This is a genomic window from Kiloniella sp. (assembly GCF_048270245.1).
Taxonomy (GTDB): Bacteria; Pseudomonadota; Alphaproteobacteria; order Kiloniellales; family Kiloniellaceae; genus Kiloniella.
Map to the genome: position 1 here is coordinate 369,231 of NZ_JBLWTH010000004.1, position 19,569 is coordinate 388,799.

The 19,569-nt window shown below is 45.4% G+C and carries 22 protein-coding genes; 14 read left to right on the forward strand and 8 right to left on the reverse strand.

Annotated elements, in window-relative coordinates:
* Nucleotides 1-20: 20 nt before the first annotated feature.
* Nucleotides 21-761 (reverse strand): hypothetical protein, encoded by a 741-nt coding sequence (locus tag ACN0W5_RS11990; protein WP_417454327.1) that lies wholly within the window; start codon nucleotides 759-761, stop codon nucleotides 21-23.
* A 277-nt stretch (nucleotides 762-1,038) separates the two neighbouring features.
* On the opposite strand from ACN0W5_RS11990, the gene purB reads away from it, so the two are divergent.
* Nucleotides 1,039-2,430, forward strand: a complete 1,392-nt coding sequence (purB, locus tag ACN0W5_RS11995; RefSeq protein ID WP_417454328.1) for an adenylosuccinate lyase — start codon at nucleotides 1,039-1,041, stop codon at nucleotides 2,428-2,430.
* An 84-nt stretch (nucleotides 2,431-2,514) separates the two neighbouring features.
* On the opposite strand, the gene ACN0W5_RS12000 is transcribed toward purB, so the two are convergent.
* Nucleotides 2,515-2,835, reverse strand: coding sequence for an ATPase inhibitor subunit zeta (locus ACN0W5_RS12000; RefSeq protein WP_417454329.1), 321 nt, complete (start codon nucleotides 2,833-2,835; stop codon nucleotides 2,515-2,517).
* Nucleotides 2,836-3,039: 204 nt separating this feature from the next.
* Complete coding sequence (locus tag ACN0W5_RS12005; RefSeq protein WP_299377399.1) at nucleotides 3,040-3,357, reverse strand: DUF1476 domain-containing protein; 318 nt, start codon at nucleotides 3,355-3,357, stop codon at nucleotides 3,040-3,042.
* A gap of 197 nt (nucleotides 3,358-3,554) precedes the next feature.
* On the opposite strand from ACN0W5_RS12005, the gene ACN0W5_RS12010 reads away from it, so the two are divergent.
* The 8 genes from ACN0W5_RS12010 (at nucleotide 3,555) to ACN0W5_RS12045 (ending at nucleotide 9,378) form a co-directional block, all read left to right on the forward strand.
* Nucleotides 3,555-4,310, forward strand: coding sequence for an NRDE family protein (locus ACN0W5_RS12010; RefSeq protein WP_417454330.1), 756 nt, complete (start codon nucleotides 3,555-3,557; stop codon nucleotides 4,308-4,310).
* A 279-nt stretch (nucleotides 4,311-4,589) separates the two neighbouring features.
* The gene (locus ACN0W5_RS12015) at nucleotides 4,590-4,826 is read left to right on the forward strand and encodes a hypothetical protein (RefSeq protein WP_417454331.1); all 237 of its coding nucleotides are present in this window, start codon (nucleotides 4,590-4,592) and stop codon (nucleotides 4,824-4,826) included.
* Nucleotides 4,827-4,943: 117 nt separating this feature from the next.
* A complete protein-coding gene (gene purS, locus ACN0W5_RS12020; RefSeq protein WP_417454332.1) occupies nucleotides 4,944-5,186 on the forward strand; it encodes a phosphoribosylformylglycinamidine synthase subunit PurS in 243 nt (80 codons plus the stop codon).
* 88 nt (nucleotides 5,187-5,274) lie between these two features.
* Nucleotides 5,275-5,964, forward strand: coding sequence for a phosphoribosylformylglycinamidine synthase subunit PurQ (gene purQ / locus ACN0W5_RS12025; protein WP_417454333.1), 690 nt, complete (start codon nucleotides 5,275-5,277; stop codon nucleotides 5,962-5,964).
* A 12-nt stretch (nucleotides 5,965-5,976) separates the two neighbouring features.
* On the forward strand, nucleotides 5,977-8,166 hold the full coding sequence (gene purL, locus ACN0W5_RS12030) for a phosphoribosylformylglycinamidine synthase subunit PurL (RefSeq protein ID WP_417454334.1): 2,190 nt from the start codon (nucleotides 5,977-5,979) through the stop codon (nucleotides 8,164-8,166).
* Nucleotides 8,167-8,330: 164 nt separating this feature from the next.
* Nucleotides 8,331-8,567 (forward strand): BolA family protein, encoded by a 237-nt coding sequence (locus tag ACN0W5_RS12035; protein ID WP_085901405.1) that lies wholly within the window; start codon nucleotides 8,331-8,333, stop codon nucleotides 8,565-8,567.
* Between the two features lie 39 nt (nucleotides 8,568-8,606).
* Complete coding sequence (grxD, locus tag ACN0W5_RS12040) at nucleotides 8,607-8,948, forward strand: Grx4 family monothiol glutaredoxin (RefSeq protein ID WP_085904255.1); 342 nt, start codon at nucleotides 8,607-8,609, stop codon at nucleotides 8,946-8,948.
* A 100-nt stretch (nucleotides 8,949-9,048) separates the two neighbouring features.
* Complete coding sequence (locus tag ACN0W5_RS12045) at nucleotides 9,049-9,378, forward strand: hypothetical protein (protein ID WP_417454335.1); 330 nt, start codon at nucleotides 9,049-9,051, stop codon at nucleotides 9,376-9,378.
* A 149-nt stretch (nucleotides 9,379-9,527) separates the two neighbouring features.
* On the opposite strand, the gene rpsD is transcribed toward ACN0W5_RS12045, so the two are convergent.
* The gene (gene rpsD, locus ACN0W5_RS12050) at nucleotides 9,528-10,145 is read right to left on the reverse strand and encodes a 30S ribosomal protein S4 (protein WP_047765689.1); all 618 of its coding nucleotides are present in this window, start codon (nucleotides 10,143-10,145) and stop codon (nucleotides 9,528-9,530) included.
* 224 nt (nucleotides 10,146-10,369) lie between these two features.
* Between rpsD and ACN0W5_RS12055 the strand changes: the two genes are divergently transcribed.
* Nucleotides 10,370-11,524 (forward strand): M24 family metallopeptidase, encoded by a 1,155-nt coding sequence (locus tag ACN0W5_RS12055; protein ID WP_417454336.1) that lies wholly within the window; start codon nucleotides 10,370-10,372, stop codon nucleotides 11,522-11,524.
* A 68-nt stretch (nucleotides 11,525-11,592) separates the two neighbouring features.
* Here the strand turns inward: ACN0W5_RS12055 and ACN0W5_RS12060 are convergent, their stop codons facing one another.
* Both ACN0W5_RS12060 and cimA read right to left on the reverse strand, forming a co-directional pair.
* The gene (locus ACN0W5_RS12060) at nucleotides 11,593-12,384 is read right to left on the reverse strand and encodes an RNA methyltransferase (protein ID WP_417454337.1); all 792 of its coding nucleotides are present in this window, start codon (nucleotides 12,382-12,384) and stop codon (nucleotides 11,593-11,595) included.
* Nucleotides 12,385-12,433: 49 nt separating this feature from the next.
* On the reverse strand, nucleotides 12,434-14,047 hold the full coding sequence (cimA, locus tag ACN0W5_RS12065) for a citramalate synthase (protein ID WP_417454338.1): 1,614 nt from the start codon (nucleotides 14,045-14,047) through the stop codon (nucleotides 12,434-12,436).
* Nucleotides 14,048-14,274: 227 nt separating this feature from the next.
* Here cimA and ACN0W5_RS12070 point away from each other — a divergent pair, with 227 nt between their 5' ends.
* Both ACN0W5_RS12070 and ACN0W5_RS12075 read left to right on the forward strand, forming a co-directional pair.
* Nucleotides 14,275-14,712: a DUF805 domain-containing protein gene (locus ACN0W5_RS12070; protein WP_417454339.1), complete on the forward strand. Its 438-nt coding sequence runs from the start codon at nucleotides 14,275-14,277 to the stop codon at nucleotides 14,710-14,712.
* Nucleotides 14,713-14,781: 69 nt separating this feature from the next.
* Nucleotides 14,782-15,432, forward strand: coding sequence for a LysE family translocator (locus ACN0W5_RS12075; protein WP_417454340.1), 651 nt, complete (start codon nucleotides 14,782-14,784; stop codon nucleotides 15,430-15,432).
* 104 nt (nucleotides 15,433-15,536) lie between these two features.
* On the opposite strand, the gene yghX is transcribed toward ACN0W5_RS12075, so the two are convergent.
* Nucleotides 15,537-16,424 carry a YghX family hydrolase gene (gene yghX, locus ACN0W5_RS12080; RefSeq protein WP_417454341.1) on the reverse strand — a complete coding sequence of 296 codons (888 nt, stop codon included), beginning with the start codon at nucleotides 16,422-16,424 and terminating at the stop codon, nucleotides 15,537-15,539.
* A 378-nt stretch (nucleotides 16,425-16,802) separates the two neighbouring features.
* Here yghX and ACN0W5_RS12085 point away from each other — a divergent pair, with 378 nt between their 5' ends.
* Both ACN0W5_RS12085 and ACN0W5_RS12090 read left to right on the forward strand, forming a co-directional pair.
* Nucleotides 16,803-17,291: a hypothetical protein gene (locus tag ACN0W5_RS12085; protein ID WP_417454342.1), complete on the forward strand. Its 489-nt coding sequence runs from the start codon at nucleotides 16,803-16,805 to the stop codon at nucleotides 17,289-17,291.
* A 5-nt stretch (nucleotides 17,292-17,296) separates the two neighbouring features.
* A complete protein-coding gene (locus ACN0W5_RS12090; RefSeq protein ID WP_417454343.1) occupies nucleotides 17,297-17,923 on the forward strand; it encodes a ferric reductase-like transmembrane domain-containing protein in 627 nt (208 codons plus the stop codon).
* 179 nt (nucleotides 17,924-18,102) lie between these two features.
* Here the strand turns inward: ACN0W5_RS12090 and cysS are convergent, their stop codons facing one another.
* Nucleotides 18,103-19,488 carry a cysteine--tRNA ligase gene (cysS, locus tag ACN0W5_RS12095; protein ID WP_417454344.1) on the reverse strand — a complete coding sequence of 462 codons (1,386 nt, stop codon included), beginning with the start codon at nucleotides 19,486-19,488 and terminating at the stop codon, nucleotides 18,103-18,105.
* Nucleotides 19,489-19,569: the final 81 nt, after the last annotated feature.

The window sequence follows — 19,569 nt, forward strand, 5'->3', positions numbered from 1 at the left end:
TTACGATAGAATGGATCGTTTTATTGCGACTTAACCTGACGCAACCGATACCAAAAAGAAAATAGATAGAAGAAGAGAAAACAAGCGACATAAAATTCGCTCAACTCGTTCAAATCCATATCAAAATACATATGCTCATCTAGTCGGGTCCACTTCTGAAACAACTGCCTCAGAACACGACTAACAAGACAGTAGATTGTCACAGGCAACCCAACAACGGTTGGGAATAGCCAGTAAAGCGCGCTGCCCATTGCTGGTTTGGGCATATATCCAAACTTGATAATAAGCGGAATAACAATCGTTCCAATCGCCATGCCAACCATGATAATCGATTTTATTGTCGTATCATGACCATTGAGCGTATTGTGGAAATTGGTCTCGTTATGGTCATTAATGGCCGCCAAGCTTTCGGGCGTTTCCCACTGGAACCAATGCTGCCCCCAACTCGCTTCTTCGCCCGCAGCAATAAAGACTGCTATCGTACAAAGCATCAACCAATAACCGAGGTATTTTGACGGCAGGGCATCACGCATACGCCAAGCAAGGAAACCAAAAATAACCGCTGGCACCAACATAACAAAGGCTGCATTCTCAACGATACCGCGCCGTTCGCTCTCAATATAGTATTCGTACTCTGCCCAATCTGGAAAAATCGTACGACCAATAACCATGACCGCGACCATCAATAATGGCAGCCACTGCCAATAAAGCTTGGAAAAATCAGTTAGATTATCAGCATTTTTTACTGAATTTTGTGTCACATCCGCCTCAATGAATTTTTCATTAAATTTTATCGTCGAGGGCTATAACACAAGAAACGAGTTGTTGAAAGACAGAGACACAAAGACAAAAGGTTGTATGGAAAATGGAAAAATCACTTCTGTTTGTTAACAAAACGATCTTCACAGAAGGAAAGCACCCTATAAAATCACTATAACGGTTGACAGACGCTAACAACTTCGCTTGTTTCACCCTGAGATTGTTGGCAGTAAAAGCTAACCATACCTTTGTGCACTTTCCAAAAGGAACAAAAGCACCATGATCCCGCGTTATAGTCGCCCAGAAATGACTTCAATCTGGGAAGCAGAAAACAAGTTTCGTATCTGGTTTGAAATTGAAGCACATGCTTGCGACGCCCAAGCATCTTTGGGCGTTATCCCTAAAGAAGCAGCCGCCGTTATTTGGGAAAAAGGCCAAATACCTTACACGCCTGAACGCATCGCTCGCATTGATGAGATTGAAGCCGAAGTTAAACACGACGTTATCGCATTTCTGACAGAGCTCGCTGAGAACGTTGGTGAAGAATCCAGATTTGTGCACCAAGGCATGACATCCTCAGACGTGTTGGATACTTGCTTGTCTGTCCAGATGTCACAAGCTGCTGATATTTTGCTTGCTGATATGGACCGCTTGCTTGCCGCCTTGGAAAAACGTGCCAAAGAAACCAAGCACATGGCTTGTATTGGTCGTTCCCACGGCATCCATGCTGAACCTGTGACCATGGGGCTTAAGTTTGCGCGTTTCTATGCCGAAATGGATCGGAACAAAAAACGCCTGCAACAAGCCCGTGAAGAAATTGCAACCTGCGCGATTTCTGGTGCTGTTGGTACCTTCGCGAATATTGATCCTTCTGTTGAAGAACATGTTGCCGATAAAATGGGTTTGACGCCCGAGCCAATTTCGACACAAGTCATCCCCCGTGATCGTCATGCAAACTACTTTGCTGTTCTGGGGATCATCGCTTCTTCTGTTGAAAACGTAGCCACTGAAATTCGTCACTTACAAAGAACAGAAGTTCGCGAAGCACAGGAATATTTTGCGCCGGGTCAAAAAGGCTCTTCTGCAATGCCGCACAAACGCAACCCAATTTTGACAGAAAACCTGACCGGATTGGCGCGTATTGTTCGTTCCGCAGTTACCCCTGCCCTAGAAAACGTCGCCCTATGGCACGAGCGTGATATTTCACACTCTTCAGTTGAACGCATGATCGGCCCAGATGCGACTGTAACACTTGATTTTGCCCTAAATCGCTTAGCTGGTACAATTGAAAAACTTGTGGTCTATCCGCAAAACATGCTCGATCATATGAACAACTTTGGTGGCATCCACGATGCCCAACGCGTTTTGCTTTACCTCACACAGAACGACATCAGCCGTGAAGATGCTTATCGCATTGTTCAACGCAATGCCATGCGTGTTTGGAAAAGCTATGGCATCGACCCAGACAACCCGGATTCACCTGCCGAACTCGATGCTGTAGAAAAAGAAGCACAAGAACACGACAACCGTTTCTTCTTCTTTATGTCTAAAGACGAAGGCTTGATGAAAATTCTGAGTGTTGAAAAACTCAGCAAACTCCTTGATGAAGATTCCATCAGCTACCACACCAAAAACGTTGATCGTATTTTCGAGCGCATTTTCGGAAAGTGATACAGCCTCACGAACGGTATACAGTGTACAAGAGAGCCCCTGTGTTTGGGGCTCTCTTTATATTATATAAGCCCTTGAAACCCTCTATTCGTTTTTCACCAACTCTATAGCCTGCTGCATAAAATCTTGAATCTGTCTTTCAATACGATGTTCAGATTTGTGCACACCGTTGCGATTAAAATCATCGACGATCTTTACCTGCAACCGATCGCGCCCCGTGTCGTTGATATGCAACTGAACCAACTCTTCTGCGTATTTTTCGATATCGCTCCTGGAGAATTCCATTAATTCACCAGCCCAAAGCCCGACCAATCTATTCCGGCGTATTTTAGCTTTAAAGAGGATATCCTGCTCATGCTTAAACTTGTTTTCATGAGCTTCTTTCAATTCCTGTAATGCATCCATATTTACATTTCCCTGAAAGATACTGAAATACTAAAGATACTGAAATACTTCTGTATCGTTCAGTATAAACGCAACTTAATAACCAAAAGTTTATTCGCAAAGCCTCAAGCCACTTATCAAGCAATATGATTTAAAACCAAAAAAGGAGCCTTCTCTAGAAAGCTCCTTTTAACGTAATCATAAAGCCGCGGCTAATTGCGATGATTAGCTCATCATCTGTTTTTTGGCTTCTTCCATCAATTCAGCCATCTGACGCTCTAACTGATGAACTGATTTATCGACATTACGACTCTGGAAATCTTTGAGAACCTTTTGTTTAACGTCCTCTTCACCAGGTTCAATCAAGTCTGCTTTGACAACAGTCTTTGCATATTCTTCCGCAGCATCCCCGGTGAGACCCATCAAATCAGCAGCCCAAAGCCCAAGAAGCTTGTTACGACGTGCTTCTGTTTTGAACCGCAACTCTTCATCGTGCTGGTATTTGTCTTCAAATGCCTTTTCGCGGTCACTAATATTAGTCATAGAACAAAGACTCCTTGCCTGAACTTAATTGTCATTCTTGAATTTAAAACTTGTCGGTTATTCAGTACGAAATCAGTTTGCAAAATAACTGAAAGCCATTCATCGAACCATCTGTTATATATTTTGTCATAACCCTTCTCTTCTGCAAGGGAAACCCTTTAATTATATCAATATAATTACATTTTATAGCAGGATTCATGTGTACCGTTACCCTTCTCTCTCGCCCAGGTCATAAATGGCCGCTTTTATTTGCAGGCAATCGCGACGAAATGAATGATCGTCCTTGGCTTCCCCCAAAACGTCATTGGGATGACCGCCCAGAAACTATTGCAGGCTTGGATGAACTTGCTGGGGGCACTTGGTTGGGAGTAAATGATTACGGCCTTATATCATGCGTCCTAAATCGTCGAGGAAGTCTTGGCGCAAAAGAAGATAAACGGAGCAGAGGCGAGCTTGTTCTTGAAGCACTGGACCACGCCGAGTCTTACGATGCTGCCATGGCACTTACTGACTTAAACACCGCAGCTTATCGAAGTTTTAATCTGATCATTGCTGATTATAAAAAAGCTTTTTGGTTACGAAATGATACCGAAAATGGTCCCGGAGCCATAGAAGTGTTCCCCATCCCCAAGGGTATTTTTATGATCACGGCTGGCGATGGCAACGATGACAGCCCGCGTATCATTTCCCATAGACAGGATTTTGAGAATTCTATTCCTGATGTCGATGCAAATGACTGGTCAGGATGGAAGCAAATTCTAGCTCGGAAAAATAGTGACCCCAAAAACGCAATGACAGTAGAAACCCAAACAGGGTTTGAAACAAGTTCATCCTCTCTCATCGCCTTAGCCAACCCAGAGATCACGACAAAATCCGGGACTCCGGAAAAAACAAAATGGTGGTTTGCCAATGGCAAGCCCTGTGATGTTCCTTTTGAAGAAGTACAGATATAAAATTCATTTCATCAGTTCAAACTGATAAACACGAAAAATACAAATTCAACAACTTAAAAAAGCAAGATAAATCAATCAGAATAATCTGTAATATTAAGCAGTTAATACTACTGAAACAGAAAGAGCTTATTTCCAATAAATTCTATCTGGCAGAGAAAGCCAAAGTGGGATTGTCTTCTATAGCGTAGGCTGCTATATGGACCGCGAATGTATAGGGTTGGAAACAGAAATTCATCCTTTGTTATCTCTTTATGGGTAGAAACCCAAGGGACTGAGAAAATGCCAGGCAAGCCATTTTACAAAGGCAAACCATTGGCCTCTTTAACGGGCACATTACACTATTGCCTGTCATCCGCACCTATTGGCGCAGGGTCAGCTCTGTCATACCTGCCCATAAACAGTTTCCATAAAGCTTTGACGACTTTTTCTCTGAAAACTAGACCAGCAATGATACAAGCGTTTGTTCTGATCTTGTGTATGTCGTCACGCAAAACTGTGAACGAAATCTGGGCCTAAAGGCCCATTGTAGCGGGGGCCTTTAAAAGGTCCCCAAGTTGTTTAAACGAAAGTAGCTAATCAGTTAGTCGAAATACCTACCGACGACTGTTCGCAACTGAATAATGGAGAATACGGGTGAAAGCGCGCATCCATGTCACTCTGAAAAACGGAGTCCTAGACCCTCAGGGCAAAGCAATCGAACACACACTAAGCTCTTTGGGCTTTGATGGTGTTAACGAAGCACGTCAGGGAAAATTCATCGAACTCGATATCGCAGAAACCGATGAAGTTAAAGCACGCGAAACCGTTACAGCCATGTGCGAAAAGCTTTTGGCAAACACTGTGATCGAAAACTATTCCATCGATCTGGAACAGTAAGTTCGTGCTTTGCAGAAATCTATTTCTGCAATCACAACTAAAGATCTGTAATGGCTTACTGTAATTTCAAACTACGAGGAACTTGCCAATGAAAGCGGCGGTTATCGTTTTCCCAGGATCCAACTGTGACCGAGATATTCAGGTTGCGTTGCGTCAATCCATGGGATCAAAACCCCAGATGGTCTGGCATAAAGATGCCGACTTTGATGATGTTGATCTAATTTGCCTTCCCGGCGGGTTTTCCTATGGCGATTATCTTCGCTGTGGCGCCATGTCAGCGAAATCACCCGTTATGAAAGAAGTTGTTGCCCGTGCGAACAAAGGGGTTCCTGTTCTCGGTATCTGTAATGGCTTTCAGATTCTGACAGAATGCGGCCTGGTCCCAGGCGCGCTCATGCGTAACAGCAATCTAAAATTTGTCTGTCGGGATCTTCACCTAAAGGTTGAACGCAACGACACCGTCTTCACAAAGCACTATCAGGCAGGACAAAACATCCGTATCCCTGTTGCACATCACGATGGAAACTACTTCGTCGATGCAGAAGGCCTAAAAGCCTTAGAAGACAATGGACAAGTTGCCTTCCGTTATAGCGCAGAAGACGGCAGTATTAATGATGACAGCAACCCGAACGGCTCTCTCAATAATATTGCTGGTGTTTATAACGCCAAAGGCAATGTTCTTGGCATGATGCCGCACCCTGAGCGCCTTTGCGAAGACGTTCTCGGCGGCACAGATGGACGCCCCATGTTTGATAGCCTCGTTGCGGCACTTTCATAAGGTGATAGAAAAATGAGTGAAATTACCCCTGAAATCGTCGCTGAACACGGGATCAACAAAGAAGAGTACGCCCTTGTTCTCGAAATTATGGGTCGTGAACCCAATCTTCTGGAACTGGGTATTTTCTCAGTTATGTGGTCCGAGCACTGTTCCTACAAATCATCAAAAAAATGGCTTAAAACGCTTCCAACCGAGGGTCCCCAAGTCATTATGGGCCCAGGTGAAAACGCCGGTGTTATTGATATTGGCGACGGCAATGCCGCCATTTTCAAAATGGAAAGCCACAACCACCCAAGCTTTATCGAACCTTACCAAGGTGCTGCGACAGGTGTCGGTGGTATCCTGCGTGATGTTTTCACCATGGGTGCCCGCCCAATTGCCAACGTAAACGCGCTGCGTTTTGGTGAGCCTGATCATCCAAAAACACGCCATCTCGTTTCTGGTGTTGTTGCTGGCGTCGGGGGCTATGGTAACTGCGTTGGCGTACCAACAGTTGCTGGTGAAGTCGAATTTGATCCATCTTATAACGGCAACATCCTTGTAAATGCCATGACCGTTGGTCTGGCAAAAGCTGACCGTATCTTCACAGCCCAGGCGTCTGGCGTTGGGAACCCCGTTGTTTATGTCGGCTCTAAAACAGGTCGTGACGGCATCCACGGGGCGACAATGGCTTCGGCTGAATTTGATGATGCATCTGATGAAAAGCGACCTACAGTACAGGTTGGCGATCCTTTCACAGAAAAACTGTTGATTGAAGCCTGTCTGGAACTCATGCAAACGGATGCCATCGTTGCTATTCAAGATATGGGTGCTGCTGGACTGACATCTTCTTCTTTTGAGATGGCTTCTTCTGGAGACATGGGCGTTGAGCTTAATCTGGATCAAGTTCCACAGCGCGAAGAAGGCATGACTCCTTACGAAATGATGCTTTCCGAAAGTCAGGAACGCATGCTGATCATCCTCAAGCCGGGGAAAGAAGATCTCGCACGTTCTATCATGGAAAAATGGGACCTAGATTTTGCTGTCATTGGTACGCTGACCGATAGCAAACGTATGGTTCTGAAATTCCACGGAGATATCGTTGGAGATCTACCGATCAAACCATTGGCACATCATTCCCCGGAATATGACCGCCCATGGGTGCCAACACCTGATTCCAAAGATGTGCTGGCAAATGATATCAAAGACGCAACCGACACAACGGATGCTTTGAAAACCTTGATGAGCTCTCCGAACATGTCCAGCCGTCGCTGGGTGTGGGAACAATACGATCACATGGTAATGGGCGATACGATCCAACGCCCAGGAGGTGACGCTGGTGTTGTTCGTGTCCACGGGACTAATCGCGCTCTTGCTGTGACTTCTGACTGTACGCCACGTTATTGCAAAGCGAACCCGGTTCGCGGTGGCGCACAAGCCGTGGCAGAAACCTATCGCAACATTACCGCGGTTGGTGCGACGCCTTTGGCTATTACAGATAACATGAACTTTGGTAACCCGGAACGTCCCGAAATCATGGGGCAGTTTGTTGGGTGTATCGAGGGCATGCGTGACGCTTGTCTGGCTCTGGATTACCCCGTCGTATCCGGAAACGTGTCCCTTTACAACGAAACCAACGGCAAAGGCATTTTACCAACGCCCGTTATCGGTGGTGTCGGTTTACTTAAAGATTCTGATAAAACTGCCACTGTTACTTTTGGATCAGAAAACGAAAGCCTCGTTCTTATCGGGGACTCAATCGGGCATATAGGTATGTCCATATACCTTGATGTCATCGAAGGACGTCGTGAAGGGAATGCCCCGGTTGTTGATCTTGCTGCCGAACGTAAAAACGGTGACTTTGTCAGATCACAGATTGAAGGTGGCTTTGTAGAAAGCTGTCACGATCTATCTGACGGTGGCCTTGCCGCTGCAATTGCAGATATGGCTATAGCCTCAAACATGGGTGCCGAAGTCATAAAACCTGCCGACGTAGAAACACCAACGACAGCATGGCTATTCGGTGAAGATCAGGGCCGTTACCTGATTTCTATCGGTGATGCCGAAAGCTTGCTCGAAGCAGCCGAAGAAGTTGGTGTTTCAGCTGTTGTTGTTGGACGTACAGGCGGCAATGACTTGACGCTACCGGGTGGAAGCACCATATCCGTAGCAGAGCTTCGTGCATGTAACGAAGCATGGATGCCGAACTATATGGCTGGGTAGTCTAATCTATCCTTCGAAAAGAAATTTTGACGCAGGAGAGGATTAAACATACCTCTCCTGTAGATCTTTTCGAACAAGCTTTGTAGTGTGGTATCTGAAAAGGATTGAGAATCCAAAACAAGGTCTCAATCTGAACCGGAGAAATGAGAACAAGGACAGTATTTATGCCGATGAACCCTGCAGAGATCGAAGCACTGATTCGGGAAGCACTGCCCGAAGCAGATGTAACCATTGAAGATCTTCGTGGCGATGGTGATCACTATGCAGCTTACGTCGTTTCGCCTGCCTTTGAAGGAAAAACCCGCGTGCAACAGCACCAAATGGTTTATCAAGCCCTTCAAGGACGCATGGGCAATGAGTTACACGCGCTGGCTTTACAGACCTCTGCCCCGCAGAGTTAAGCACACCTATTAAATTAATACGATCAAGGAATAGACCCTATGGATAACGTTGTCGCTGAACGCATTCGTCAGGAAGTAAATGAAAACGACGTTGTACTTTTCATGAAAGGAACACCTGTATTTCCGCAATGTGGGTTTTCCGCAACTTCCGCTCAAATCCTCACTCATCTCGGCGTAAAATTTACTGGTATTGACGTTCTTCAAGACCCAAGCATTCGCCAAGGTATTAAAGATTTTAGTAACTGGCCGACTATTCCACAGCTTTACGTCAAAGGCGAGTTCGTTGGCGGTTGTGATATTCTTCGCGAAATGTTCCAGACCGGAGAGCTTCAACAGTTCTTCAAAGACAAAGGGTTAGAAACTCAAGAACAAGCTTCTTAACCTTCACTGACAATCGAAAGAGGCCGCTTTATGCGGCCTTTTTTTGTCTCTACTAAACCGTCATCGTTTATTATACGCACGACACAAGAGAACGAATAACATGATTAAAATAAAACACGTTATGCAGCCGTTCACGATTTTCTGTTTACTCTATTTATTTATCAATAATCCTGTATCAGCGAATTCAATAAGTCCTTATCCACAAGAAATCAAAGACGTTCTCACGAAATATAAAATCGACGAGAGCAAGATTACATCACAAAGAACGATTAGAGACTTTCGCAACAAACGCCGGATATTTGGGTACGACACCTATATTCGCTTTGAAGACTGTAAAGGTTATTTACAAATTGTTCAGCATCGTTTTGGGCGCGTGGACCGAATTTACACCAGAGGCGAATGTAAGTTTCCTGGCATCGAAAGCTTTTAAGTTTTAAATCTTTGGTCAAAAGCACAGAGGTTTAAAACAGTCGAGACAATACGAATTACGGAAATAAAAAAGGTTGCCAGCAAAGCTGACAACCTTTTTTGATAACCATTTGATGCCACCGAAAATCGTTGGCAGAATTTTCGTCCCGATTAGCGGGAGTAAAATTCGATGATCAGGTTTGGCTCCATCTGAACTGGATATGGAATATCAGCAAGTTCAGGAACGCGAACGAAAGTAGCTTTCATCGCTTTCAGATCGGAATTTACATATTCTGGAACTTCACGCTCAACAGATTCGACAGCTTCCAGAACCATTGGGATCTGACGGCTTTTCTCTTTAACTTCGATCACATCGCCTTCTTTAACAAGATAAGAAGGAATGTTCACTTTTTTGCCGTTTACAGTTACGTGACCGTGGTTCACGAACTGACGCGCAGCAAATACAGTTGGTACGAATTTCGCGCGGTAAACAACAGCGTCCAGACGGCTTTCAAGGATACCCACAAGGTTTTGACCTGTGTCACCTTTACGACGGTTAGCTTCTGCGAAGTAACGACGGAACTGTTTTTCACCGATGTTACCGTAGTAACCTTTGAGCTTCTGTTTGGCCATAAGCTGTGTACCAAAATCAGAAGTCTTACCTTTCCGGCGTTGGCCATGCTGACCAGGGCCGTAGTCACGACGGTTTAGAGGGCTTTTTGGGCGACCCCAAAGATTTACGCCAAGACGGCGATTAATCTTATATTTAGCAGCAATACGCTTGGACATTTCTGTATCCTATATATTAAGTTTGGTGTCCCGGTAGTTCCAATTAAGGACGGGGAACAGGCCTTGGGCCGCCCCACTTTCCCGGGAATGCAGGCGCGACTATACGGATACACTTCCAAAAGTCAAACCTATTTCCCGCTGTACAGATTGAAAAGCCTGCGTAAGATGCCTTTTACAACTTTCTTGCAGGTCAGCAGAAATACTCATTTTACGAGGTTAAGCCAATGGCAATCCACTTTTCCAAAGAGGAACTGGCCCAACGCCGTCAGAATACAATCAACGAAATGGTAAAAAGAAACTTAGACGGAATGCTAATTTTCCGTCAAGAATCAATGTTTTACCTAACCGGATACGATACTTTCGGTTACGTTTTCTTTCAGTGTCTTTACCTTGGTTCCGATGGAACAATGACTTTGCTGACCCGATCGGCAGATCTACGACAAGCCAAACATACCTCGATTATTGACGATGTGAGAATATGGGTTGATGGCCCCGATGCGACACCTGAATTAGAACTCCGGAAGATTCTGGATGAGCACGGCGGGAAAGATAAAACCTTTGGAGTCGAACTTGAGGCCTACGGACTAACAGCCCGAAACGGACGCCGCCTTTATGCTGCACTGGAATGTTTTTGTCGTCTTGAAGATGCCTCTGATCTCGTAAGCCAACTCAGGGTTATCAAAAGTCCTGCAGAGCTAGGATATGTACGTAAAGCTGCTGAACTTGCTGATAATGCACTCCGCGAAGCAAATAATCTTTGCGTGCCCGGGGCATTTGAAGGCGACATTCTCGCCGCGATGCAAGGTGCCGTTTTCAAAGGCGGCGGTGATTATTCAGGTAATGAGTTTATCATTGGATCAGGCCAAGATGCCCTTCTCTGTCGATATTTTACAGGCCGTCGCCACCTTGATTCTGAGGACCAAATTACACTGGAATGGGCCGGTGCTTATCGCCACTACCATGCGGCGATGATGCGTACCATTGTAATTGGTACACCGTCGGTCCGTCAGATTGAAATGCACAAGGTCGCAACGGAAGCTATGGCCGCATGTATAAACGCCCTAAAACCCGGCGCAGCCGTCGGCGACGTGTTTGATGCCTACGCACGGGTTGCGGATGATGCAGGTATGCAGGAACATCGACTTAACGCTACTGGCTACAGTCTCGGAACCACTTTTGCGCCGAACTGGATGGATTGGCCGATGTTCTATCATGGTAATCCTGTAGAAGTGCAAGAAAATATGGTCTTCTTCCTTCACATGATTCTGATGGATAGCGATAACAACACCGCCATGTGCCCCGGCCAGACAGTTGTCGTTACAAAAAATGGCTGTGAAAATTTATCCAAGATGCCGCTTGAACTGATTTCAAACGGATAGGATAAAAAGGGATGTGAGGATTGAAACTTAACAATTTCCCATCCTCCTTTCTTTCACAATAGAAAGAGCTATTTCTTAGGCTTTTGCACTCTTGGACCAAGCTGCAATGTCTTCACCACACCGTGCAGTGTATTGACTTCCTGGTCCGTTAAATGAGCCCGTTGAAAAATATTTCGTAAATTCCGCACCATGTTTGGACGTTTTTCTGGCGGCCAGAGGAACCCGGTTTCATCCAATGCAGCTTCAAGACGTTTGTAAAAATTCAACAACTCGTCTTTAGTCGCAAGCGGAGAACTGCCAAGCAAAAGCTCTTCATCTGGCACATCTACACCTTGCTGAAACCATTCATACGCGATCAACAAGACAGCTTGCGCCAAGTTCAACGAAGAAAATTTAGGATTCAACGGAACAGAAATAACAGTGTCAGCCAAAACAACATCATCATTATGCAGACCAGCTTTTTCTGGCCCGAAGAGAACACCGACCTTCTGCCCGGATTGATCAAAAGCACGCATTTCTTTGGCTGCATAATGTGGAACCGCAACAGGCTTTGTCATGTCCCGTGTTCGGGCCGTCGTTGCATAGACTTTATGCAAATCGGCAACGGCTTCTTCTGTCGTCTTGAAAACTTTCGCTTTTTCAAGCACCTCAATCGCGCCCGCGGCCGATGCTTCCGCCGCAGGGTTCGGCCAACCATCTCTGGGCTTTACAAGACGCAGTTCGGTAAGACCGTTATTCAACATAGCACGGGTGACCATGCCGATGTTTTCGCCAAGTTGGGGTTTTACCAGAATAATTACTGGGCCGCCTGTTTTTGAAGTGTGAGCCAAATTTTCTTGAGTGGAATCAGTACCGGCCACCACGTTCTCCGTTCTCGAAATCAAACCTTAGATAGAATACTTTTCGGGATTAAATGCTTTTGGCTTTTTCATGAAAGAGCTTCCATGTAATACCGTCATTAATGGCGTTATACGATGCATCGATAATATTGGGCGACACCCCAACAGTCGTCCACCGACGCCCCGTACTATCACCTGATTCAATCATCACACGGGTCACCGCACGGGTTCCATCCTGTGGCGTTAGAATGCGCACTTTATAATCAAGAAGAACCATATCTTCAAGTTCAGGATAAAATGGCAACAGAGCTTTGCGTAAAGCACAGTCCAAAGCGTTCACAGGACCATTACCGGTCGAAACTTCCATGATCTCCTTATGGCCAACGTCCAAACGAACAGTGGCTTCTGATTCCGTCACAAGATTATGAGTGGCATCCCAGCGTCGATCATCCATAACCCGAAAGCGCGAAAGAGAGAAATACTTTGGCACCTCACCAAATGCACGTCTTGCCAAAAGCTCAAAACTGGCCTCGGCACCATCGTAAGAGTAACCCTCGTATTCCCGGTCTTTCACCCTTTGCAGCAAGGTTGTCATCTTGCCATTATCCTGAACATCTAAATTGATATTCATATCACGGAACATGGCCAAGACGTTCGAGCGACCGGCCTGATCCGACACGACAATATGACGCCGATTACCAACATCCTCTGGATTTATGTGCTCGTAGGTTTTGGGGTCTTTTTCAACAGCAGAGACATGCAATCCCCCTTTGTGGGTAAAGGCAGATTGCCCGACATAAGCTGCATTATTGGATGAAGCGCGGTTCAAGCGTTCATCCAACATATGAGAAACAGAGGTCAAACGCTTGAGCTGCTCGTCACTAACACCAATGTCATAAGACGTTTTTAGCTTTAGGGATGGTATCAGCGAGACAAGATTTGCATTGCCACACCGCTCGCCCAATCCATTAAGCGTGCCTTGTATTTGACGCGCGCCAGCTTCAACCGCTGCCAGTGAGTTAGCGACTGCGTTTTCGGTATCATTATGACAGTGAATTCCAAGGTATGTACCTGGAATTTTATCTGTCACCTCACTCACGATTTGACGAATTTCTTGGGGTAACGTACCGCCATTGGTATCACAGAGAACTATCCAGCGCGCACCTGCATCATAAGCGGATAACAGACAGTCCATAGCAAACTGCGGATTGGCTTTATAACCATCAAAAAAATGTTCTGCATCGAACATCGCTTCGCTTTTACGTGCTTTCAGAAAGGCAATGGACTCACCAATCATGTCGATGTTTTCTGTTCTGGGAATATCCAGTGCAACATCAACATGGAAATCCCACGTCTTGCCAACAATGCAAACAGCATCCGCAGCTGAATTAACCAACGGCGCAAGTCCGGGATCGTTTTCAGCCGAGCGCCCGGGGCGACGTGTCATACCAAAGGCAACAAACTGAGCTGTTTTCAGGTCAGGGCGCTCATTAAAAAACTCGTTATCCGTCGGATTAGCTCCAGGCCACCCCCCCTCAACATAATCAACGCCAATCGTATCCAACCCCATAGCAATCGCAATTTTATCAGCAACAGAGAAATCGACCCCCTGTGTTTGCTGACCATCACGCAATGTGGAATCAAATAGAAATACACGGTTTTCGTTTGGGGTTCCTGACGACATTTTATTACAAGTTTCTTTGTGAAATTGATTTATACCTGCTTTTGAGCACACAGATACGAAAAGGTCAATGTTGCAGCCATGGTTCAAGATATTCTATCATGGAATCACATCTACAACTTCCCAAGACAACGAGGATAGAGTTACAATAAAAACGCGATAAAGCTGCCGCCAAACTCTCCTGTAAATCACTCCTTTATTTGTTCGTGATAGGACTAAGGAATTATTTCATGGAAAATCCTGTCATTAAGCAACCATTTCTAACTTCAGGCCATCAGGTTTTTTCCTGGATATGGTTCCTATTTTCACCAAAAGGGCGTATTTCAAGTTTCGACTATTGGTTTCTATATTTTATGCCACTTATAGCGCTCTGTATCGCCTTTATCAGTGTTTATATACACATTGGAGCCTATATCCCTGGAACCCTCAAAGATTTATTTCTCGGTATTTTTACCCTCGGCACCCTCATTCCTTCGATATTAATCCATGTCAAACGTTGGCATGATCGAGACAAAAGCGGTTGGTGGACACTTATCATTTTTGTTCCGATCATTGGTGCTTTTTGTATTTTCATCGAGTGCAGTTTCTTAAGGGGTACAACAGGGCCAAATCGTTTTGGGCCTTCACGGTTTCCGGAAGAACAGAATATCAACGACGTTTTTGAATAAAGCTTTTCATTGATCATAAAGCCCGTAGGATAAAACAAATCCTATGACCTTTATTAATAGATACTGAATATGCCACAGCTTCTTCCTGATCTCTCTTTACTGATCCCCTTCATTCTTGCGGGGATTGCCTTGAACTTAACGCCCGGTGTTGATATGGCATATGTTCTGACCAAAACAACACATCAAGGCAAGAAAGCCGGGCTGCTGGCTGCTTTAGGTATTAGTTTGGGATCGATGGTACATGCCACGGCTTCCGCATTGGGAATATCAGCACTACTTGCTACGTCTGAAACCGCTTTTCTGACCCTCAAAATTGCTGGGGCGATTTATCTTTTTTATATAGCCTATAAAATTCTAACGACACCACCCCAAAGCCTGACAGAAAACGGGGAACAGCTATACTCATCCAAATATAAAAATGGCCGTATTATCATGGAAGGCGCCATGACCAATCTTTTAAACCCAAAAATTGGCCTTTTTATGCTTGCCTTTCTTCCTCAATTTATAGATGCAGCACCGCAGGACGTGGTATGGCAAACACTCGCTTTAGGGCTTCTGTTTAACATCAACGGCTACATAGTTTTTGTTGTTCTCATCACATTAACTTCTTTAGCCGCAGCAAAGATTAAAGCAAGCAAACGTATAAAGACATTATTACGCTGGATCACAGCGACTATTCTAGGTGGGATGGCAATACGAATAGCCTTTACCAATAACTAGCCTTACTCATAGAGAAACAGGGCTGAGAACCCCAGCCCTGTTTAATTTTTACCACCGACTCAAAACAAGATAAGTTTCTTTGGTGACATCGCCAAACTAAAAGTTTATGTAAGATGCTTGCGAAAGTGCGCAAGTGTTCGTTCCCAAGACAAATTAGCCATCGTTTCATCATAACGCGGCGTACTGTCGTTATGAAAGCCATGGTTGGCACCCTCGTAGATATAAGCCTCAAATTCTTTACCATTGGCTTTAAGTGCGGCTTCATAATCAGGCCAGCCCGCATTCACCCGTTCGTCTAGCTCTCCGTAGTGCAGCAATAATGGTGCTTGAATTTTTGGCACATCTTCAGCGCCCGCTTGTCGGCCATAGTATGGGACAGATGCTTTCAGTTCAGGATAAGCGACCGCTGCCGCATTGGCGACGCCACCGCCGTAACAGAACCCGGTTATACCGACGTTTCCTGTAGAACCTTCGTGGGCCATCATAAATTCAATAGCTGCGAAAAAGTCGTTCATTAGTTTTTCGGAATTAACCGTGCGTTGCAGCTCGCGCCCCTCAGCATCATTGCCGGGATAGCCACCAACCGACGTAAGACCATCAGGTGCAATTGCCATAAATCCAGCCTTTGCAAGTCGCCGGGCAACATCTTCAATGTATGGGTTAAGACCACGGTTTTCATGCACAACGACAACGGCAGGTAGCTTGCCTTCAACACCTGAAGGACGCACCAGATAGCCCCGGACTTCACCATGCCCGTTGGGTGATGGGTACATGATGTATTCCGGTATGATGTCTGGATCGTTAAAAGAGACCTGTTCCGCCAAGGCATAGTTCGGTGACATCAAACCCAGAATAGTGGTTGCTGTCATACCAGCAACAGTAAACTTTGCTGCCCTCGTAAGAAACTGTCGTTTCGTGATCATACCGTGCGCATAAAAATCGTAAAGTTCCAACAACCTTGGGTCAAAATCTTTAGCTGTTAGTCGGGTCATTATTAGTGCCTCCCTTGTAGATTACGCCTCAATTCAATACGGACCAGCCTTGAACTATTGCAATACACTATGATTAACTATCGCCGATACAAAAGAGCCGTTTACCACTCCAAAGCACCATCTACCAACATCCGCCTTGCGATATAGCTCTTTTAGGCCCCACGCAGATATACTTTAAACCTTGCTTATAATAACATGCTTGAAGCCTTAAATGTTATCGTGTGGATTTTCAATAAGCAACGTCTTGGCTGTGATCAAACCGCCATATCACGCAACTGTGTCCATTGTTTATCGTACCCTCGAGGTTCTCTCCGTGAAAAAAATCAAACAAAGTGTTATTATTCAGACTTGGATATTTCATAGTTTGAAAGAAGCCACATGACAGATAGCCTAATCACTCGTCGTACCGTCATTACATCAGTTAGCGCAGCTTTGATAATCGGCGCATCTCACCCTCTTTTACCAGCTCACGCACAAGGACTTTTGCCGACACCAACAATGCGTGGCGGATCCAACAACTACCTTCCCGGTGCAGCCATCGTAGACAAAATCGGTGGGGGTGGCTTTTGGATGACAGGAACTGTACGCCGCGCCGGAGATGGAAAGCCTCTTGCTGGTCAACGTATTCAAATATGGGCACATACGACCGAAGGGCACGAACGCGATCCCAAGAGCCATGGCGCTACGTTGACAAATACTGACGGCGCTTTCCGACTTGAAATGCCACAGATTGTTCCCGCTTTCGGCCAACCTCACGGTCACCTTGCCTATGATGGTGATGAATTTAAAACCGTCTTCCTTCGGCCTGTCATGCAAAGCGTCAACGATACGAGCCTTAATGTAGAATTCGTACTTCAGCCATCCTAATCAAAGTGAAGCTTAAAAAGAAGACCCGTTTTTATGTAGGCCTTGTTTATACGGGCTTAATTTGGTCAACCCTTGCCATAGTCATCATTGTTCCCGTTGTTGCCGCACTGTGGAGTCCCCTGCTCGCGTGGCGTGATCCAGTATATATTGTTGCCGGATTAGCTGGTATTATTGCGATTGTACTCTTATTCGTTCAACCTCTACTCGCAGGTGGATATTTACCTAATCTAAATCGATTACAAAGTCGCCGAATTCATCGTGTTATCGGTGGAATACTGGTCATGATGGTCGTTATTCATATCATCGGCTTATGGACCACAAGCCCGCCAGATGTAATCGACGCACTCCTTTTTGCCTCACCGACGGCATTTTCCTTTTGGGGCGTCATTGCGATGTGGGCCTTATTTGCTTCTGCCCTTACAGCTTTATTGCGCCGCCGCCTGCGCATTAATCCACGCATGTGGCGGTTCATTCATACGGGCTTCGCGGTCGTGATTGTTCCGAGCAGCGTTATACATGCGTTTCTAATCATCGGCACAATGGAAGTAATATCAAAACGCTTATTATGTGGGTTCATTATCACGATTACTGCGAAAGTGATCATTGATTGGTGGCGGTTACCTAAACGATAGATCACAGCACGACGACATTAACAGGTCATAATTTCACGCAATTCGTAGCGCCCAAATCGAAGGCCAGAAAGTTATTATTCCAAACCTTACTCAATAAAATGAAAACTGAAAGTATCTCAAAATGAAAAGGGGCTAAGTTAAAACCTAGCCCCTAATCTAAATTCTTGGATAATCAAACTTTATTTACGACGCCAAGTCGTGCCCGTTGGGCTATCGAGCAACTCGATACCTTGAGCGGCGAGATCATCCCTTATTTTATCAGCACGGGCAAAATCTTTTGATTTCTTGGCTTCGATACGTTCTGCAATCAAAGCCTCAATATCCTGTTCATCATCACCCTCGCCTTTGAACCAGACTTCGGGGTCAGATTGAAGAATACCAAGCAAATACCCACCAGCCAGAAGCTGCCCCTTTAAGCGACCAAGAGCTTTTCTATGACTTTTACGGTCCGTCCCGGTTTTGTTTAACTCAGTTGTAATCTCATGAAGGACAGATAATGCCAACGGCGTATTCAGGTCATCTTGTAACGCTTCAAGGAAAGCATCAGAAGCTTCTTCTGCTGAGGCTTCAATCTTTTCAACAGCCTGCAAAGCCCCGTAGAAACGATCAAGTTGAACTTTAAACTCAGCAACCTTTTCACGGGTGATATCCAATGGCTGACGGTAATGACCAGATAGCAAGGTCAAACGCAGAGCCTCACCATTGAGGCCTTCATCCAGAAGCTGGCGTACCGTAAAGAAGTTGCCAAGAGACTTGGACATCTTCTCGCCATTCACCACCACATAACCATTATGCATCCAGTAGTTCACATAAGGCTTTTCATTGCAGCATTTTGACTGTGCAATCTCATTCTCGTGATGTGGGAAGGTCAAATCTAAACCACCCCCGTGCACATCAAAGGTCTCCCCTAAATGAACCCGTGACATAGCAGAGCATTCGATATGCCAGCCCGGTCGGCCTTTACCCCAAGGGCTTTCCCACCCCGGTTGCTCATCATTGCTCGGCTTCCAAAGCACAAAATCAGCCGGATCTTTTTTATAGGGTGCAACCTCGACACGGGCTCCCGCAATCATATCTTCTCGGTTACGACCGGATAACGCCCCATAATCCGCCATGGACTTTACTGAAAACAGAACATGCCCTTCTGCTTCATAAGCATGTCCTTTTTCAATCAGCTTTGCGCTCATATCAATCATTTCCTGAATGTGATCTGTCGCACGCGGCTCTATGTCTGGCGGAAGCGCACCGAGTGCGGCCATATCATCATGATAAGCCTGCGTTGTACGCTTGGTAATGCTTTCAATTGGTTCACCCGACTTTAGGGAAGCTTCGATAATCTTGTCTTCAACATCTGTGATGTTACGGACATAGGTTACATGTTCTGCACCGTATACATAACGCAGAAGACGGGCAAAGGTATCAAAAACAACAACAGGGCGGGCATTTCCAACGTGTGCCAGATCATAAACGGTCGGTCCACAGACATACATGCGCACATTTTTAGGATCGATTGGCTCGAAATCCTGCTTTTCACGCGCAAGAGTATTGTGGACTTTAATCGTCATTGTCGTTTCCCGAAATCTAGGGGTTGAGTAAAGTGATTGTATTAAAGAAAGAGGTTCATTTTAAACCTCTTTCTTGGATAT

What these genes read in the sequence shown, in the direction of transcription:
- purB (WP_417454328.1), top strand. Translation starts at nt 1,039, where the DNA reads ATGATCCCGCGTTATAGTCGCCCAGAAATGACTTCAATCTGGGAAGCA.
- ACN0W5_RS12000 (WP_417454329.1), bottom strand. Translation starts at nt 2,835, where the DNA reads ATGGATGCATTACAGGAATTGAAAGAAGCTCATGAAAACAAGTTTAAG.
- ACN0W5_RS12005 (WP_299377399.1), bottom strand. Translation starts at nt 3,357, where the DNA reads ATGACTAATATTAGTGACCGCGAAAAGGCATTTGAAGACAAATACCAG.
- ACN0W5_RS12010 (WP_417454330.1), top strand. Translation starts at nt 3,555, where the DNA reads ATGTGTACCGTTACCCTTCTCTCTCGCCCAGGTCATAAATGGCCGCTT.
- ACN0W5_RS12015 (WP_417454331.1), top strand. Translation starts at nt 4,590, where the DNA reads ATGCCAGGCAAGCCATTTTACAAAGGCAAACCATTGGCCTCTTTAACG.
- purQ (WP_417454333.1), top strand. Translation starts at nt 5,275, where the DNA reads ATGAAAGCGGCGGTTATCGTTTTCCCAGGATCCAACTGTGACCGAGAT.
- purL (WP_417454334.1), top strand. Translation starts at nt 5,977, where the DNA reads ATGAGTGAAATTACCCCTGAAATCGTCGCTGAACACGGGATCAACAAA.
- ACN0W5_RS12035 (WP_085901405.1), top strand. Translation starts at nt 8,331, where the DNA reads ATGCCGATGAACCCTGCAGAGATCGAAGCACTGATTCGGGAAGCACTG.
- grxD (WP_085904255.1), top strand. Translation starts at nt 8,607, where the DNA reads ATGGATAACGTTGTCGCTGAACGCATTCGTCAGGAAGTAAATGAAAAC.
- ACN0W5_RS12045 (WP_417454335.1), top strand. Translation starts at nt 9,049, where the DNA reads ATGATTAAAATAAAACACGTTATGCAGCCGTTCACGATTTTCTGTTTA.
- rpsD (WP_047765689.1), bottom strand. Translation starts at nt 10,145, where the DNA reads ATGTCCAAGCGTATTGCTGCTAAATATAAGATTAATCGCCGTCTTGGC.
- ACN0W5_RS12055 (WP_417454336.1), top strand. Translation starts at nt 10,370, where the DNA reads ATGGCAATCCACTTTTCCAAAGAGGAACTGGCCCAACGCCGTCAGAAT.
- cimA (WP_417454338.1), bottom strand. Translation starts at nt 14,047, where the DNA reads ATGTCGTCAGGAACCCCAAACGAAAACCGTGTATTTCTATTTGATTCC.
- ACN0W5_RS12070 (WP_417454339.1), top strand. Translation starts at nt 14,275, where the DNA reads ATGGAAAATCCTGTCATTAAGCAACCATTTCTAACTTCAGGCCATCAG.
- ACN0W5_RS12075 (WP_417454340.1), top strand. Translation starts at nt 14,782, where the DNA reads ATGCCACAGCTTCTTCCTGATCTCTCTTTACTGATCCCCTTCATTCTT.
- yghX (WP_417454341.1), bottom strand. Translation starts at nt 16,424, where the DNA reads ATGACCCGACTAACAGCTAAAGATTTTGACCCAAGGTTGTTGGAACTT.
- ACN0W5_RS12085 (WP_417454342.1), top strand. Translation starts at nt 16,803, where the DNA reads ATGACAGATAGCCTAATCACTCGTCGTACCGTCATTACATCAGTTAGC.
- cysS (WP_417454344.1), bottom strand. Translation starts at nt 19,488, where the DNA reads ATGACGATTAAAGTCCACAATACTCTTGCGCGTGAAAAGCAGGATTTC.